Consider the following 13,998-nt stretch of genomic DNA (forward strand, 5'->3'; position numbering starts at 1 on the left):
TCAATTCCTTGCGTTGTCGTGGTGGCCCAGGTCGGCCAGCGGATGCTGGCCTGCCGGCCACGGTGCAGTGAAATAGGTCTGTGCCCAGGCCTGGTCAGCCTGGGCAAGGCTGGCATGCTGCCAGCGCGGGTTGCGGTCCTTGTCGATCAGCAGCGCCCGGATGCCCTCGGCAAAGTCGCCGTGGGCACAGCCATGCAGCGCCGCCAGATACTCCATGCGGAACACATCGGCCAGGCTGGCTCCCTGGGCCTGCTGGCGCAGTGCATAGGCCAACCGCGCCGAGCCCGGTGCGCCATGACGCAGCGTCTTTACTGCGGCCTGCAGCCAGACATCCTCGCTGTCCACGGCCAGCAAGCGGGCCACGATGGCCTCCAGCCCGTCGTCATGGCAGAGCTGGTCGATCAGCCCGGCGTGCTGCTGCAACGGCCCGGCCGGTGCCTCACGGGCAAAACCCTGCAACAGGACATCCAGCCCGGCCTTGTCGGCCTGGCCATCGCCGGACCAGGCGTGCTGCAGCAAGGCTTCCAGTACGGCGGCTCGCTGCGCTTCCAGAATGTGCACATCGGCCAGGCCGGCATGGATGGCATCGGCCGGGCCGAGCAGGGCACCGGTGAGGCCAAGAAACAGGCCGGCATTACCCGGGACCCGGCCCAGCAGCCAGCTGCCGCCCACATCCGGGAACAGGCCGACACTGATCTCCGGGAAGGCCAGCTTGCTGCGCTCGCTGACCACCCGGTGGCTGGCCCCGCCCATCAGGCCCAGGCCACCGCCCATGACAATGCCATGGCCCCAGCACAACAGCGGCTTGGGGTAATGGTGGATGGCGTGGTCCAGGCGATATTCCACTTCGAAAAATTCGGCGGCAAAGGCATTGTCGACAATGGCCGTGCTGCCACTGGCATGATGGACCAGGATGCTCTGGTACAACCCGTGCAGGTCGCCGCCGGCGCAGAACGCCTTCTCCCCTGCCCCTTGCAGCACCACCGCGGCAATGCCGGCATCGGCCTGCCACGCGGCCAGCCGCTCGCTGAGCAGATGTGCCATCGCCAGGGAAAAACCGTTGAGCGTGCGCGGGGCGTTCAAGGTGGCAAAGCCCACCCGCATGCCATTGGCGCAGCTGCGCTCCTCGAACAGCACCGGTGATTGATCGTCCTGGCTCATGCGTTCTTCCATGCCGGCGCACGCTTTTCCAGGAAGGCAGCCACCCCTTCAACCTGGTCGGCACTGTCAAACAGGTCGACAAAGGCCTCGCGCTCGGCCACCAGGGCCGATACGTGGCTGCCGCTGCGGGTGGACTGCACCAGGGTCTTGCAGGCAGCCACGCTGGTCGGGCTCTGCCGCGCCGCCTTGGCCGCCCATTCCAGGGCCAGCGCCAAGGCCGCGCCCTTGTCCACCTGCGCCTCGGCCAGGCCGATGGACACCGCGGTGCCGGCATCGATGCGCTCACCGAGCAGGATCATGCGCTTGGCCCAGCCTTCGCCGACCAGGCGGGTCAGGTTCTGGGTGCCACCGGCGCACGGCAGCAGGCCCACCGTGGCTTCGGGCAGGGCCACCTGGGCGTGTGCCTCGATGATGCGCAGGTCACAGGCCAGCGCACATTCCAGCCCGCCGCCCATCGCATAGCCGTTGATCGCGGCGATGGACACGCCACGGAAATCGGACAATGCCTCGAAGGCCTGGCCGAACGCACGCGCAGCGGCACGTGCAGCAGCCTTGTCGCCGGAAGCAAACTGCTTCAGGTCGGCACCGGCGCTGAAGAACTTCTCGCCGTCGCCAGTGATCACCAGCGCATAGATATCGCGGTCGGCATTGAGCTGGCCGACCAGGTCGCGCAGTGCATTGAGGCTGTCCACCGTCCAGGTGTGGGCCGGCGGGTTGTGCAGGGTGACCAGTGCGGTGTGCTCACGCACCTCCAGCTGCAGGCCGGTCCAGGCCTGGTTCTTGTAATCACTCATCGCAGCGGTTCCTCGGTATTGAGCAGATGGCGGGCAACGATGACCCGCATGATTTCGTTGGTGCCTTCCAGGATCTGGTGCACGCGGCTGTCGCGCAGCAGGCGTTCGACCGGGTATTCGCGGATGTAGCCATAGCCGCCATGCAGCTGCAGGGCGTCATTGCACACGGCAAAGCCGGCATCGGTGGCAAAGCGCTTGGCCATCGCGCACCACACCGTGGCATCGCTGCTGCCGGCATCCAGGCGGCGGGCGGCGCCATGCACCATCTGCCGCGCGGCGACCAGCTCGGTGGCCATGTCGGCCAGCTTGAACTGCAGCGCCTGGAACTGGGCCAGCGCCTGGCCGAACTGGCTGCGCTCACGCAGATAGCGGCGCGCCGCATCCAGCGCGCCCTGGGCCGCACCCAGCGAACAGGCCGCGATGTTCAGGCGGCCGCCGTCCAGGCCTTTCATCGCGATTTTGAAACCCTCGCCCTCATTGCCCAGCAGGTTGGCCACCGGTACCCGTACCCCGGAAAAGCTGATGGTGCGGGTGGGCTGGCTGTTCCAGCCCATCTTTTCTTCCTTCTTGCCGTATTCAATGCCCGGCAGGTTGGCCGGCACCGCAATGGCGCTGATGCCGCGGGCCCCCTCGCCGCCGGTGCGGGCCATCACCACCAGCATGTCGGTGGCACCGGCGCCGGAGATGAAGGCCTTGGCCCCGTCGATGACGTACTCATCGCCATCGCGCACGGCACGGGTCTTCAGCGAGGCGGCATCCGAGCCGGCACCCGGCTCGGTCAGGCAGTACGAGCCCAGCTTCAGGCCTGCCGCCATGTCCGGCACCCAGGCCTGGCGCAGGGCCGGCTGGCCCCAGCCGGCAATCATCCAGGTGGCCATGTTGTGGATGCTGATGTAGGCCGCGGTGGACGGATCGGCCGCTGCCAGCTCTTCGAAGATCAGCGCCGCATCCCAGCGCGACAGGCCGATACCGCCCAGCGCTTCGGGGGTATAGATGCCACAGAAACCCAGTTCGCCGGCCTTGCCGATCGCCTCGCGCGGGAAGATGCCTTCGGCATCCCAGTGCGCGGCCTGCGGCGCCAGCTCGGCCGCCGCAAACGTGGCGGCAGCCGAACGGAAGGCCACCTGGTCCTCGCTCAGGTCAAAGTTGGCGGCATCGGCCGCGTTGATCACTCGGTCCATGGCGTCACTTCAGGCTGATGGTGGTGTTGACGCCGTGGCTGAGCGTGGAATCGTCGAACCAACGGGCGGTGACGGTCTTGGTCTGGGTGTAGAACAGCACCACCTGCTTGCCGTACGGGCCCAGGTCGCCAAGCTTGGAGGCGCGCGAACCGGTGAAGGAGAACAGCGGCACCGGCACCGGGATCGGCACGTTGATGCCCACCTGGCCCACATCGATCTCTTCCTGGAACTTGCGCGCCGCCGCACCGGACTGGGTGAACACCGCCGTGCCATTGCCGTTGGGGTTGGCGTTGATCATGGCAATCGCCTCGTCCAGGGTTTCGGCTTCCAGGATCACCAGCACCGGCCCGAAGATTTCTTCCTGGTAGATGCGCATGTCAGTGGCCACACCGGCAAAGATGGTCGGGCCGATGAAGTTGCCGCTCTCAAAGCCCGGCACCTGCGGGTTGCGACCGTCCAGCACCAGCCGTGCGCCCTGCTCCACGCCCGAGGCAATCAGCCCTTCGATGCGGCTGCGCGCGGCGCAGGAAATCACCGGGCCCACGTCCACGCCCGGCGCATTGCCCGGGCCGACCTTGAGGGTCTTGGCCTTTTCCACCAGCTCATCCACCCAACCGCGCGCCTCGCCCACCAGCACCAGGGTGGAGGCGGCCATGCAACGCTGGCCCGCCGCACCGAAGGCTGCGCCAGCCAGGGCATTGAGGGTCTGCTCCTTGTTCGCATCGGGCAGCACCACGGCATGGTTCTTGGCGCCCATCATGCACTGCACGCGCTTGCCGGCCAGCGATGCACGGTTGTAGACATGGGTGCCCACGGCGGTGGAGCCGACAAAGGAAATGGCCTGGATGTCCGGGTGGTCACAGATCGCATTGACCACGTCCTTGCCGCCATGGACCACGTTGAGCACGCCCTTGGGAATGCCGGCCTCCAGTGCCAGCTCGACCAGGCGCATGGTCACCATCGGGTCCTGTTCGGAGGGCTTGAGCAGGAACGTGTTGCCGGTGGCAATGGCCATCGGGAACATCCACAGCGGGATCATCGCCGGGAAATTGAACGGGGTGATGCCGGCGCACACGCCCAGCGGCTGCATCAGGGTGTAGGTGTCCACGCCGTTGGCCACGTTGTTGGCCAGCTCGCCCAGCTGCAGGTTGCCGATCGAGGCGGCGTGTTCCACCACTTCCAGGCCACGGAACACATCGCCCTCGGCATCGGGCAGGGTCTTGCCCTGCTCGGCGCTGAGCAGTGCGGCCAGCTCGGGCATGTGCTCGCGGATCAGCTGCTGGTACTTCAGGAAGATGCGTGCACGGGTGCCGATCGGGGTCTTGCGCCAGGTCTTGAACGCCTCCTTGGCCGAAGCCACCGCCGCATCCACCTCGCCCATGGTGGCCATCGGCACCTGGGCCAGCACCTGCTGGGTGGCCGGGTTGACCACGTCCTGCCACTGGCTGCAGGCGGACTGGACAAACTCACCATCGATCAACAGGGCAATGCGGGGCGTGCTGGTGCTCATGGAAATCCCGGTACATGTGAAAGGTGATTTGCATTATTCACAAGCAAGGCGAGCGCAAAGCCGTCTAATCCGCTTAATATCGCCAACCACCGCCACGAAATTTGCCAATTTTGTGAATAACAGTCGCCACACCCCGCTCGGCCTGCGCCTGGCCCAGCTGCGCAAGCGGGCCGGCTACAGCCAGGCCCGCCTGGCCCAGGCGCTGGCAATATCGCCCAGCTACCTCAATCAGATCGAAAAGAACAAGCGCCCGCTTACCGCCGACATCCAGCAGCGCCTGGCCCAGGTGCTGGGCAACATTGCCGAGCTGTTTGACAGCGACCAGCCGGCCGCGCTGCAGGAGTCCCTGGCCCAGACCTTCCGCGACCTCGGCCTGGCCGAGATCAGCGCCCAGGAGCTGCGCGCTCTGGCCGGCAACCTGCCCCAGGTGGGCCAGGTCCTGCTCGATCTGCACCGCCAGCATCTGGCCCTGCGCGAGCATGCCGCTGCACTGGAGTTCCGCCTCGGTGCGCCGGAAGCCGGCCAGCACCTGCCGGCCAGCGACCAGGTGCGGGACTTCTTCAACCGCATGCACAACCACATTCCCGAGCTGGATGACCTGGCCGAGCAACTGTGCGCCGAATGGAACCTGGTGCCCGGCAACATGGCCCCGCGCCTGCGCCAGTTGCTGGCCGACCGCCACGGGGTGCTGACCGAACTGATGCCGCAGCACATCGGCCGCGAAAAGCGCCAGCTCGATGGAGGCAGGCGCGTGCTGTGGATTCCCGATTATCTGGAACCGGGCCAGCAGGCCTTCCAGATGGCCGCCGAACTGGCCCTGCAGGGCTACAGCGCCCAGATCGATGCCGTGATTGCGCGCACCGGCTTCAGCGACCCGGCGCAGCTGGCCCAGGCCCGCATCGGCCTGTCCAATTACTTTGCCGGCGCCCTGGTGATGCCCTACCGGCACTTCCTGCAGGCCGCCGAGCACAGCCAGTACGACATCGAACGCCTGGCCCAGCAGTTCGGCGTCGGCTTTGAAGCGGTATGCCACCGCCTGAGCACCCTGGCCCGCCGCGGCGCCAGCGGCCTGCCGCTGTTCTTCATCCGCGTTGACCGTGCCGGCAACATCTCCAAGCGCCATTCGGCCACTGACTTCCACTTCTCCCAGGTCGGCGGCTCCTGCCCGCTGTGGATCATCTACGAGGCCTTCAACCAGCCCGGACGCATCCTCACCCAGGTCGCGCGCATGCCCGATGGCCGGCGCTATTTCTGGCTGGCCCGCCAGGTCTCCAGCGGCCCGGTCGGCCACGGCCAGCCACGCAAGACCTTCGCCGTGGCCCTGGGCTGTGAGCTGCAGCACGCCGACCGCCTGGTCTACGCCCGCGGCCTGGATACCCAGAACCCCGGCAATGCCGTGCCCATCGGCCCCGGCTGCCGCGTCTGCCCGCGTGAAGACTGCATGCAACGTGCTTTTGCCTCCCTGCCCGGCCCAAACTAAGCGCCGTCACCACCAGTGCAGCAGCCGGGCGCAGTACGCAACAACGTTGGCACGACACGAACCTGCATCCCCCCTGCTGCCGGGAGTGAACTCCTATTGATCAATCCCGGTGCTGATTCGATGATCCCAGTGATCCAGCCGGCTGATGCCATAGTGCTCGACACAAGCGCATCGTCATCCGACGGCGATGGCTCTGTTTGATCAACACTGGCGTGGGGCAGCAGATCAAAGCGCTGCAACAGGGTGGCGCCGCCATCTATCCGGCGGCAATATCTATCTGCGCACCAGAGACATGGTTTCAACTAGCTGCGGGGGATGTCTCCGCAGGACGCGGTTTCACAGGGGGAAATGGATGAACATCAAGACGGTCTCACTTCTGGCGGTACTGGCCCTCACCAGCTGTGCCTCATCGAGCGTACTGGTTGGCACACAACGCGCTCCCATCGATCCATCACAGGTCAGGATCTACCTGGACCCGCCCCCGAGTTACGAGAAAGTGGCGCTCCTGGACGCCGGCAGCCGCAACTCCTGGGCTGTCACCGACCAGGGAAAAACCAACAAAGTCATGGAGCGGCTCAAGGCCGAAGCAGCTGAACTGGGCGCCAACGGCATTCTTATCGGCGGGCTGGGTGATCAGCAAATCGGCTCGGTCGGGTCTGGCCAGGCGTGGGGCTACGGCAACACGGCATACGGCTTCGGCGTGAGCAGCGGCGTATTCCAAAAAAAGGGCGCCGGCTTGGCCATCTATGTGATTGATGCCGGACAGGCGCAGATCGTCACGCAGCCCCAGGCGGCAGCCACGCCACCTACTACTGCCCAAACCCAGTACCAGGCGCCGCAGCAGCAAGCGCCACAAGCAGCGGCAGCCCCGCAGCCGGCGGCCCAAGGTGCTTCTGGGTGGCGCGCGTGGGGTACTCCGACAGCCCCGAATGCACCAAAGGCCCTGTACCGCTGCCTGGCCAGTGATGGCAGCCAGGTAGTGACCGAGACGGCTGCGGCCGGCTGCACCGTCATCACCCCATGAGTTGGAAGGCGCGGCGGTCAAATGCCGCGCCGACCACAGGATCACGGTGACGCCAGCAAGCCCTTTCGAGATGGCCTCGGTCTTTTCGTGTAGCTACTGCCGTTGGTAAACAAAAGCCCCGTATTTGCGGGGTTTTTGTGAGATTCGCTGGCGCAATTCACTCATCGATTAACCGCAAGCCGACATACGCTCGCGTTCAATGAAGGCCTGCACAGGCGGGCTGGACTCATCACTGGACTGTGCATCGCGCATCTTTGCATCCAGGTCGGCCACAATCTGCTGAAGCTCTGAGCGCGCAAAGCGCGTCAAAAGATCTCGCACCATCGGCTGGTACGCAATCCCATGGTGTTCGGCAATCATCTTCAAGGTTTCGATCAAAGTTGCAGGCAAACGAATGGAAACCAGCTTCATCGCCATCCCCTGATTGAATGCTTCATGGATGGCGTCAGAAGCTACTACCACGTGCTCATCACTGCGCCCGTACTCGCCGTTCTCCCACTTTTCGTTAATTGCTTCGTCGTGGGTGCGCGTATTCATTGTTCTTCCCTCAAAAGTCGGTTGGTTGCCCATGCTTGCGGTAGATCGCAAGTTCCACTTCATTCGGTGGATAGCATGTCCGCAGATAGAAATCGCCATTGGGAACAAAGCACACTTTGAGCAGCCTCCCCTTGTTGGTGGGGGAGATGAACCAAAGTGTGGCCGGGTCAGTCCTGTGATCTTCCCGGTTGTCGGTAAGTAGCTTGCCTGTGATGTTCGAGAAGCACTGGTGAACTTCTTGTTCAGTGACACCATGCTTTTGAGACAGCTTGGCCAAGATTGCTGGCGGAATGATGATCACAGCCATGCACCACCTCATCTGCGAGCCATCAGCTTACACACCTACCACCGTATATACAACGACAATTGTTACCACCATTGAGGATTGGCTCACAGTCCCATCGACTGTACATACAGCAAACAACAGGACGGGGCCGAAACGGCCAGCCCTACCCCACGTGCCTGGCCCAATGCGGCTCGCTCACGATGGCGATCGGGTGGCCCTCATCGCGCAGGCTCACCGCCTTCAGGATCTTGGTACCGGCGTTGCTGTTGATCCAGTCACGCGAGCCCAGCTCGCCGATCACCAAGTAGCGCGTCTTCTTCTTCGAGCTTGAGCCAATCAGCCCGCCCCGCTCCTCGATGGCTTGGTGCACCAGCGAGCGGAAGCCGAAGGCGAATGTGGCCGTCACCACGAACAGCGCCCCGCTGTGCTCGATCACCGGGTGCGGCTCGATCACCGGCAGGCTGATGGAGAGCGATGCCGTCTGCCCGCGCGCATCGAAGGCCTCGCCGCCCAAGAAGCGGATCAGCGTCTCGTGTAGGTCCGCCGATTCGTTCTGGTCGATCACCCCGTCCTGCAGGATCTAGGCCACCTGAATCAATGAGCAAATCTAGGCACTTATGGGCAGCACCGCCTCGGCGGACACGAGCAACCGTGGCAATAAGTCGCCCCCGGCATCAAACTGCCGAGCAATGGATAGGGTGTAAATAGGGTGCGCAACGAAAAAAGGCTCACAGCGTTAGCTGTAAGCCTTTGATCTTGTTTAGCAAGTTGGTCGGGACGGCCGGATTCGAACCGACGACCCTCTGCCCCCCAGGCAGATGCGCTACCAGGCTGCGCTACGCCCCGTAACTTGCTTGCCTGGCGAATCTACCGCCGGGCAGACGGCCATTATAGGTAGTGAAGAGTGGCTTGACCAGTCTTTTCCACCGGTAATTTCAACGCTTGAGCATCTGCAGCACTTCTTCCAGCTCCATGCGCACCTGGCGCACGATCTGCTGGCTGATGGCCGATTCCTGCTTGCCTTCGGTGCCTTCCAGACGCTGGCGGGCACCACCGATGGTGTAGCCCTGTTCGTAGAGCAGGCTGCGGATCTGGCGCACCATCAGCACATCATGGCGCTGGTAGTAACGCCGGTTGCCACGGCGCTTGACCGGGTCCAGCGAGGGAAACTCGGTTTCCCAGTAGCGCAGCACATGCTGCTTGACGTCACACAGTTCGGCTACTTCACCGATGGTGAAGTAGCGCTTGGCCGGGATCGGCGGCAGTTCGCGGTTACTGCCCGGATCCAGCATAGGCCTCCACCCTTTCCTTGAGCTTCTGCCCCGGGCGGAAGGTCACCACGGTGCGGGCGCAAATGGGGATTTCCTCACCGGTCTTCGGGTTCCGGCCTGGCCGCTGGTTCTTGCGGCGCAGGTCGAAATTACCGAAACCAGACAGCTTGACCTGCTGTCCCTGCTCCAGCGACTGACGCAACACGTCAAAGAACGCGTCAACGAATTCCTTGGCTTCGCGCTTGTTCAGGCCGACTTCGTCAAACAGACGCTCGGCCATCTCCGCTTTGGTCAACGCCATCCACTCACTCCCCGCCGGTGGTCAGGCGCGCATGCGCGCCTGGTGTTGTTGCTCGATCGCAGCGACGGCGGCGCTAACCACCGGCTCGATATCGGCATCGCTGAGCGTGCGCGAGCCGTGCTGCAAAATCAAGCCCATGGCCAGGCTCTTGTAGCCCGGCTCCACGCCCTGGCCGACATAACGGTCGAACAGCACCACGTCGCGCAGCAGTTCGCCACCGGCCGCCAGCGCGGTGGCGCGCAGGTCCGCCCAGGCCACCTGGCCCGGCACCAGGAAGGCCAGGTCGCGGCGTACCGACGGGAAACGCGAAACGCCAGCGGACTGCGGCAGGGCACGCACCAGCAGCGTGTCCAGGTCCAGTTCGAAGGCATACACCTCCACATCGATGTCCAGCTGCTGGGCCAGGGCCGGGTGCAGCTGGCCGATCCAGCCGATGCACACGCCATCGCGCAGCACGTCGGCCGAGCGGCCCGGGTGGCCATAGCCACGGCTGGACGGCACGAAGCTGAGCTGGGCACCGCTGGCCGCGGCCAGGGCTTCCAGATCACCCTTGATGTCGTGGAAATCGACCTTGCGTGCGGCCACACCCCACTGCAGGGCCAGGGCATCACCGCAGACCACGGCGGCAACCCGGCGGGTTTCCGGCGGCGCCTCGCCAGCAACGGCCGGGGCATGGAACACGCGGCCCAGTTCGAAGGCGCGCACGCGGCCGGCCTGACGGGCCACATTGCGGCCCAGTGCGGCGACCAGGCCCGGCAGCAGCGACGGACGCATCACCGCCAGTTCGGCCGACAACGGATTGGCCAGGGCCACCTGCCCTTCGTTCAAGCCCCAGGCCTGCAACCAGGCGGCATCGACGAAGGCGAAGTTGATGTTTTCCAGCATGCCGCGGGCGACCAGCTGACGGCGCACTGTGGCCTGGTCCAGCACCGTTTCACTGCCTGCGGCAATGCGCGCGGCACCGGCCGGCAAGGTGGTCGGAATGCGGTCGTAGCCATGGATGCGGGCCAGTTCCTCGATCAGGTCCTCTTCGATGGCGATATCGAAGCGACTGCTCGGCGCGGTGACCTGCCAACCCTCGGCCGTGGCCACCACGTCCATGCCCAGGGCACGCAGGATGCGCTGCACCTCGGCATCGTCGATGGCCATACCCAGCACGCGGGCAATGCGTGCACGGCGCAGGCCGATGGCCTGCGGCAGCGGCAGCGCGTCGGCCACGTCGGTGACCTGCACCGGGCCGGCCTGGCCACCGGCCAGCTGCAGCAGCAGCGCGGTGGCGTATTCAATGGCAGTTGCCGGCAGCTGCGGATCCACACCACGCTCGAAGCGGTGGCTGGCATCGGTGTGCAGGCCCAGCTTGCGGCCACGGCCCATGATCGCGGCCGGGGCAAAGTGCGCTGCCTCCAGGTAGACCTCGGTGGTGGCATCGGTGACGCGCGAATCAAAACCGCCCATCAGGCCTGCCAGGCCGACCGGCTTGTCGGCATCGGTGACCACCAGAAAGCGGTCATCCAGGGTGGCCTCGCGGCCATCGAGCAGCTTGATCTGCTCACCGCTGCGCGAGTAACGCACGCCGATCTGGCCGCTCAGGGTAGCCAGATCGTAGGCATGCATCGGCTGGCCCAGCTCGATCATCACGTACTGGGTGATGTCCACCAGCAGGCTGACCGGGCGAATGCCGGCGCGGCGCAGGCGCTCGGCCATCCAGATCGGGGTGCTGGCAGCGGCGTTGACGCCAGTCACCACGCGGCCGGCAAAGCGCGGCGCATCGGTACCGGCGGCCAGGGTCACCGGCAGCACGCGGTCGATCACAGCCGGCACCGGCTGCGCATCAAAGGCAGTGACGGTGCTGCCGCAGGCGGCGGCCACGTCAAAGGCGATGCCACGCACGGAGAAGCAATCGGCGCGGTTGGGGGTCAGCTTGATCTCGATGCTGGCATCGGGCAGCTGCAGGTAATCGGCAATGGCCGTGCCCACCGGGGCATCGGCCGGCAGTTCGAGCAGGCCGGAGGCATCCTCGTCCAGGCCCAGCTCCTTGGCCGAGCACAACATACCGTTGGATTCGACACCGCGCAGCTTGGCGGCCTTGATCTTGAAGTCGCCAAAGGCGGCGCCAACCATGGCCAACGGCGCCACCAGGCCGGCACGGGCATTGGGCGCACCGCAGACAATCTGCAGCGGCGCCGGCAAGCCGGCATCGACCTGGCAGATCTGCAGGCGGTCGGCTTCCGGGTGGCGCTCGGCGCTGATGATGCGCGCCACCACCACATGCTCCAGGCCTTCGCCCAGTGCCGTGACCTCTTCCACTTCCAGGCCGATGGCAGTGAGCACGGCGGAAAGTTCATCGCGCGATGCCGTCACCTGGACGTGGCTGCGCAGCCAATTTTCGGAGAATTTCATGCTGGTTGGTTCTCAAGGGCAGGCCCTGGCCTGCCGTAGCTGTTCACCGGCCCGCAAGCGGGCCGCCCGCGGCTTGTCAGGCAAACTGGCGCAAGAAGCGCACATCGTTCTCGTAGAACGCGCGCAGGTCATTGACGCCATAACGCAGCATGGCAAAACGCTCCACGCCCAGGCCGAAGGCAAAGCCGGTGTACTTCTCCGGGTCGATGCCCAGGCCGCGCAACACGTTCGGGTGGACCATGCCGCAACCCAGCACTTCCAGCCACTTGGTGCTGCCGTCCGGCTGCTGCCAGGCGATGTCCACCTCGGCCGACGGCTCGGTGAAGGGGAAATAGCTGGGACGGAAGCGCATTTCGAAATCGCGCTCGAAGAAGGCGCGCACGAATTCGGCCAGAGTGCCCTTGAGGTCGGCGAAGTTGGCGTGCTCGTCCACCAGCAGGCCTTCGACCTGATGGAACATCGGCGAATGGGTCTGGTCCGAATCGGAGCGGTACACCTTGCCGGCAGCAATCATGCGCAGCGGCGGCTGGTGGTTTTCCATGTAACGCACCTGCACACCGGAGGTATGGGTGCGCAGCAGGCGGCCATCACCGAAGTAGAAGGTGTCGTGCATGGCGCGCGCCGGATGGTGTGGCGGGAAGTTCAGCGCCTCGAAGTTGTGCCAGTCATCCTCGATCTCCGGGCCTTCGCTCAGCTCGTAGCCGAGGCGGCCGAAGATGTCGGTGATGCGCTCCAGCGCTCGGGTCACCGGATGCAGGCCACCGCGCTCGCCATTGCGGCCCGGCAGGGTGACATCCACGGCCTCGGCAGCCAGGCGTGCATCCAGTGCAGCCGCATCAAGCACCTGGCGGCGCTGGTTCAGCGCCTCGGCCACGGCTTCCTTGGCACGGTTGATGGCTTCGCCGGCGGCCTTGCGCTGGTCGGCAGGCAGGGCGCCAAGCTGCTTGAGCTGGGCGGTGATGCTGCCGCTCTTGCCAAGCAGGGTCACACGCAGGGTTTCCAGCGCGTCCGGAGTCTGGGCGGCAGCCACATCGGCCAGCGCCTGGGCAGTGAGGGTTTGGATGTCAGTCATGGATCGACGTAAGACCTTCAGTCGGAATGCCGATGCGATCAGCGACGGGCCGACCCCCGGCGCCTGCGCATGCAACCGGCAACACGCTGCCGGCCGCAAAAATGAAAATGGGGAAGGACATCAAGCCCTTCCCCATGTAGTTGCCTGTCCAGGGCCGTTGCCGCAAGGCAGCGACCCGTTGGCCAGGACTTAGGCGGCCAGGGCAGCCTTGGCCTTTTCGGCCAGGGCGGCAAAGCCTGCTGCGTCGTGCACAGCGATGTCAGCCAGAACCTTGCGGTCCAGGGTGATCTCAGCCTTGAGCAGGCCGTTCATGAAACGGCTGTAGCTCATGCCGTTGATGCGGGCAGCCGCATTGATGCGGGTGATCCACAGCGAACGGAAGTTGCGCTTCTTCTGCTTACGGCCAATGTAGGCGTACTGCTGTGCCTTGATGACCGCCTGCTTGGCGACGCGGAAGACCTTGCGACGGGCGTTGTAATAGCCCTTGGCCAGGTCCAACACCTTCTTGTGACGGCGACGCGCCTGAACGCCACGCTTAACTCGTGCCATGTTTTATATCCTCAGAGGTAGGGCAGCATGCGGTCCAGACGGCCGGCGTCTTCTGCGCGGACGTGGTTCGTCTGACGCAGGTTACGCTTCCGCTTGGTCGCCTTCTTGGTGAGGATGTGGCTACGGTTTGCGTGGCCGCACTTGTACTTGCCCGAGGCAGTCTTGCGGAAACGCTTGGCTGCTGCTCGGTTGGTCTTGATCTTGGGCATTGCTATGTCCTTGATGGTTTCTGTCACTGGTTACGGGCGTTGGCACAAGGCCACTCTTTCCATCCCTGCCCTAACCTGCTCGCAACACGCACCATGAGAGCGTGTAGTTCCTGTTGCCCGAAGGCACCCCGGCTATACCGGGCCGCCCATTATGCCAGCCCGGCCGGCCGGCTGCAATGAACAATCACTGATACGACAAGGGGCCGCCATGGCGACCCCTCGT

The 13,998-nt window shown here is 64.9% G+C and carries 15 protein-coding genes and 1 tRNA gene; 2 read left to right on the top strand and 14 right to left on the bottom strand.

The features are described 5' to 3' along the window. Genes ABB30_RS10135 through ABB30_RS10150 form a run of 4 tightly spaced genes read right to left on the bottom strand, consistent with a single transcriptional unit; the run spans position 1 to position 4,646 of the window. Positions 1–1,161, bottom strand: a complete 1,161-nt coding sequence (locus ABB30_RS10135; RefSeq protein WP_057638256.1) for an enoyl-CoA hydratase/isomerase family protein — start codon at positions 1,159–1,161, stop codon at positions 1–3. Further along, positions 1,158–1,955 (bottom strand): enoyl-CoA hydratase, encoded by a 798-nt coding sequence (locus ABB30_RS10140; protein WP_057638194.1) that lies wholly within the window; start codon positions 1,953–1,955, stop codon positions 1,158–1,160. Before ABB30_RS10140 ends, ABB30_RS10135 begins: the two co-directional genes overlap by 4 nt. Further along, complete coding sequence (locus tag ABB30_RS10145) at positions 1,952–3,136, bottom strand: acyl-CoA dehydrogenase family protein (RefSeq protein WP_083489810.1); 1,185 nt, start codon at positions 3,134–3,136, stop codon at positions 1,952–1,954. The genes ABB30_RS10140 and ABB30_RS10145 overlap by 4 nt, the downstream gene beginning before the upstream one ends. 4 nt (positions 3,137–3,140) lie before the next feature. After that, positions 3,141–4,646: a CoA-acylating methylmalonate-semialdehyde dehydrogenase gene (locus tag ABB30_RS10150; protein ID WP_057638195.1), complete on the bottom strand. Its 1,506-nt coding sequence runs from the start codon at positions 4,644–4,646 to the stop codon at positions 3,141–3,143. Between the two features lie 112 nt (positions 4,647–4,758). On the opposite strand from ABB30_RS10150, the gene ABB30_RS10155 reads away from it, so the two are divergent. Together ABB30_RS10155 and ABB30_RS10160 are read left to right on the top strand one after the other, a co-directional pair. Then, a complete protein-coding gene (locus ABB30_RS10155; protein WP_057638196.1) occupies positions 4,759–6,126 on the top strand; it encodes a helix-turn-helix domain-containing protein in 1,368 nt (455 codons plus the stop codon). Between the two features lie 352 nt (positions 6,127–6,478). Beyond that, entirely contained in the window at positions 6,479–7,150 is a 672-nt protein-coding gene (locus tag ABB30_RS10160) for a hypothetical protein (protein WP_057638197.1), read from the top strand. Between the two features lie 168 nt (positions 7,151–7,318). Here the strand turns inward: ABB30_RS10160 and ABB30_RS10165 are convergent, their stop codons facing one another. The 10 genes from ABB30_RS10165 to rpmI form a co-directional block, all read right to left on the bottom strand. Then, positions 7,319–7,687 (bottom strand): CopG family antitoxin, encoded by a 369-nt coding sequence (locus ABB30_RS10165; RefSeq protein ID WP_057638198.1) that lies wholly within the window; start codon positions 7,685–7,687, stop codon positions 7,319–7,321. A 10-nt stretch (positions 7,688–7,697) separates the two neighbouring features. Further along, a complete protein-coding gene (locus tag ABB30_RS15795; protein ID WP_083489812.1) occupies positions 7,698–7,994 on the bottom strand; it encodes an ADP-ribosyl-(dinitrogen reductase) hydrolase in 297 nt (98 codons plus the stop codon). Between the two features lie 142 nt (positions 7,995–8,136). Next, on the bottom strand, positions 8,137–8,538 hold the full coding sequence (locus tag ABB30_RS10170) for a BRCT domain-containing protein (protein WP_057638199.1): 402 nt from the start codon (positions 8,536–8,538) through the stop codon (positions 8,137–8,139). A 204-nt stretch (positions 8,539–8,742) separates the two neighbouring features. Continuing rightward, positions 8,743–8,819 (bottom strand) — tRNA-Pro (locus ABB30_RS10175). Positions 8,820–8,908: 89 nt separating this feature from the next. Beyond that, entirely contained in the window at positions 8,909–9,265 is a 357-nt protein-coding gene (locus ABB30_RS10180) for a MerR family transcriptional regulator (RefSeq protein WP_057638200.1), read from the bottom strand. Beyond that, positions 9,246–9,545: an integration host factor subunit alpha gene (locus ABB30_RS10185; protein WP_057638201.1), complete on the bottom strand. Its 300-nt coding sequence runs from the start codon at positions 9,543–9,545 to the stop codon at positions 9,246–9,248. The genes ABB30_RS10180 and ABB30_RS10185 overlap by 20 nt, the downstream gene beginning before the upstream one ends. Before the next feature lie 21 nt (positions 9,546–9,566). Beyond that, the gene (gene pheT / locus ABB30_RS10190) at positions 9,567–11,945 is read right to left on the bottom strand and encodes a phenylalanine--tRNA ligase subunit beta (RefSeq protein ID WP_057638202.1); all 2,379 of its coding nucleotides are present in this window, start codon (positions 11,943–11,945) and stop codon (positions 9,567–9,569) included. A 76-nt stretch (positions 11,946–12,021) separates the two neighbouring features. Beyond that, positions 12,022–13,017, bottom strand: a complete 996-nt coding sequence (gene pheS / locus ABB30_RS10195) for a phenylalanine--tRNA ligase subunit alpha (RefSeq protein ID WP_057638203.1) — start codon at positions 13,015–13,017, stop codon at positions 12,022–12,024. A gap of 189 nt (positions 13,018–13,206) precedes the next feature. Next, complete coding sequence (rplT, locus tag ABB30_RS10200; RefSeq protein WP_057638204.1) at positions 13,207–13,566, bottom strand: 50S ribosomal protein L20; 360 nt, start codon at positions 13,564–13,566, stop codon at positions 13,207–13,209. Between the two features lie 11 nt (positions 13,567–13,577). Further along, a complete protein-coding gene (gene rpmI, locus ABB30_RS10205) occupies positions 13,578–13,775 on the bottom strand; it encodes a 50S ribosomal protein L35 (RefSeq protein ID WP_002811096.1) in 198 nt (65 codons plus the stop codon). Positions 13,776–13,998 lie beyond the last annotated feature (223 nt).

The organism is Stenotrophomonas ginsengisoli, assembly GCF_001431485.1.
Lineage (GTDB): Bacteria > Pseudomonadota > Gammaproteobacteria > Xanthomonadales > Xanthomonadaceae > Stenotrophomonas > Stenotrophomonas ginsengisoli.

Bases quoted from the DNA above. Each gene is read 5' to 3' on its own strand.
- ABB30_RS10150 (WP_057638195.1), bottom strand. From the start codon at position 4,646: ATGAGCACCAGCACGCCCCGCATTGCCCTGTTGATCGATGGTGAGTTT.
- pheS (WP_057638203.1), bottom strand. From the start codon at position 13,017: ATGACTGACATCCAAACCCTCACTGCCCAGGCGCTGGCCGATGTGGCT.
- rplT (WP_057638204.1), bottom strand. From the start codon at position 13,566: ATGGCACGAGTTAAGCGTGGCGTTCAGGCGCGTCGCCGTCACAAGAAG.
- rpmI (WP_002811096.1), bottom strand. From the start codon at position 13,775: ATGCCCAAGATCAAGACCAACCGAGCAGCAGCCAAGCGTTTCCGCAAG.
- ABB30_RS10165 (WP_057638198.1), bottom strand. From the start codon at position 7,687: ATGAATACGCGCACCCACGACGAAGCAATTAACGAAAAGTGGGAGAAC.
- ABB30_RS10185 (WP_057638201.1), bottom strand. From the start codon at position 9,545: ATGGCGTTGACCAAAGCGGAGATGGCCGAGCGTCTGTTTGACGAAGTC.
- ABB30_RS10160 (WP_057638197.1), top strand. From the start codon at position 6,479: ATGAACATCAAGACGGTCTCACTTCTGGCGGTACTGGCCCTCACCAGC.
- ABB30_RS10135 (WP_057638256.1), bottom strand. From the start codon at position 1,161: ATGAGCCAGGACGATCAATCACCGGTGCTGTTCGAGGAGCGCAGCTGC.
- pheT (WP_057638202.1), bottom strand. From the start codon at position 11,945: ATGAAATTCTCCGAAAATTGGCTGCGCAGCCACGTCCAGGTGACGGCA.
- ABB30_RS10145 (WP_083489810.1), bottom strand. From the start codon at position 3,136: ATGGACCGAGTGATCAACGCGGCCGATGCCGCCAACTTTGACCTGAGC.
- ABB30_RS10180 (WP_057638200.1), bottom strand. From the start codon at position 9,265: ATGCTGGATCCGGGCAGTAACCGCGAACTGCCGCCGATCCCGGCCAAG.
- ABB30_RS15795 (WP_083489812.1), bottom strand. From the start codon at position 7,994: ATGGCTGTGATCATCATTCCGCCAGCAATCTTGGCCAAGCTGTCTCAA.
- ABB30_RS10140 (WP_057638194.1), bottom strand. From the start codon at position 1,955: ATGAGTGATTACAAGAACCAGGCCTGGACCGGCCTGCAGCTGGAGGTG.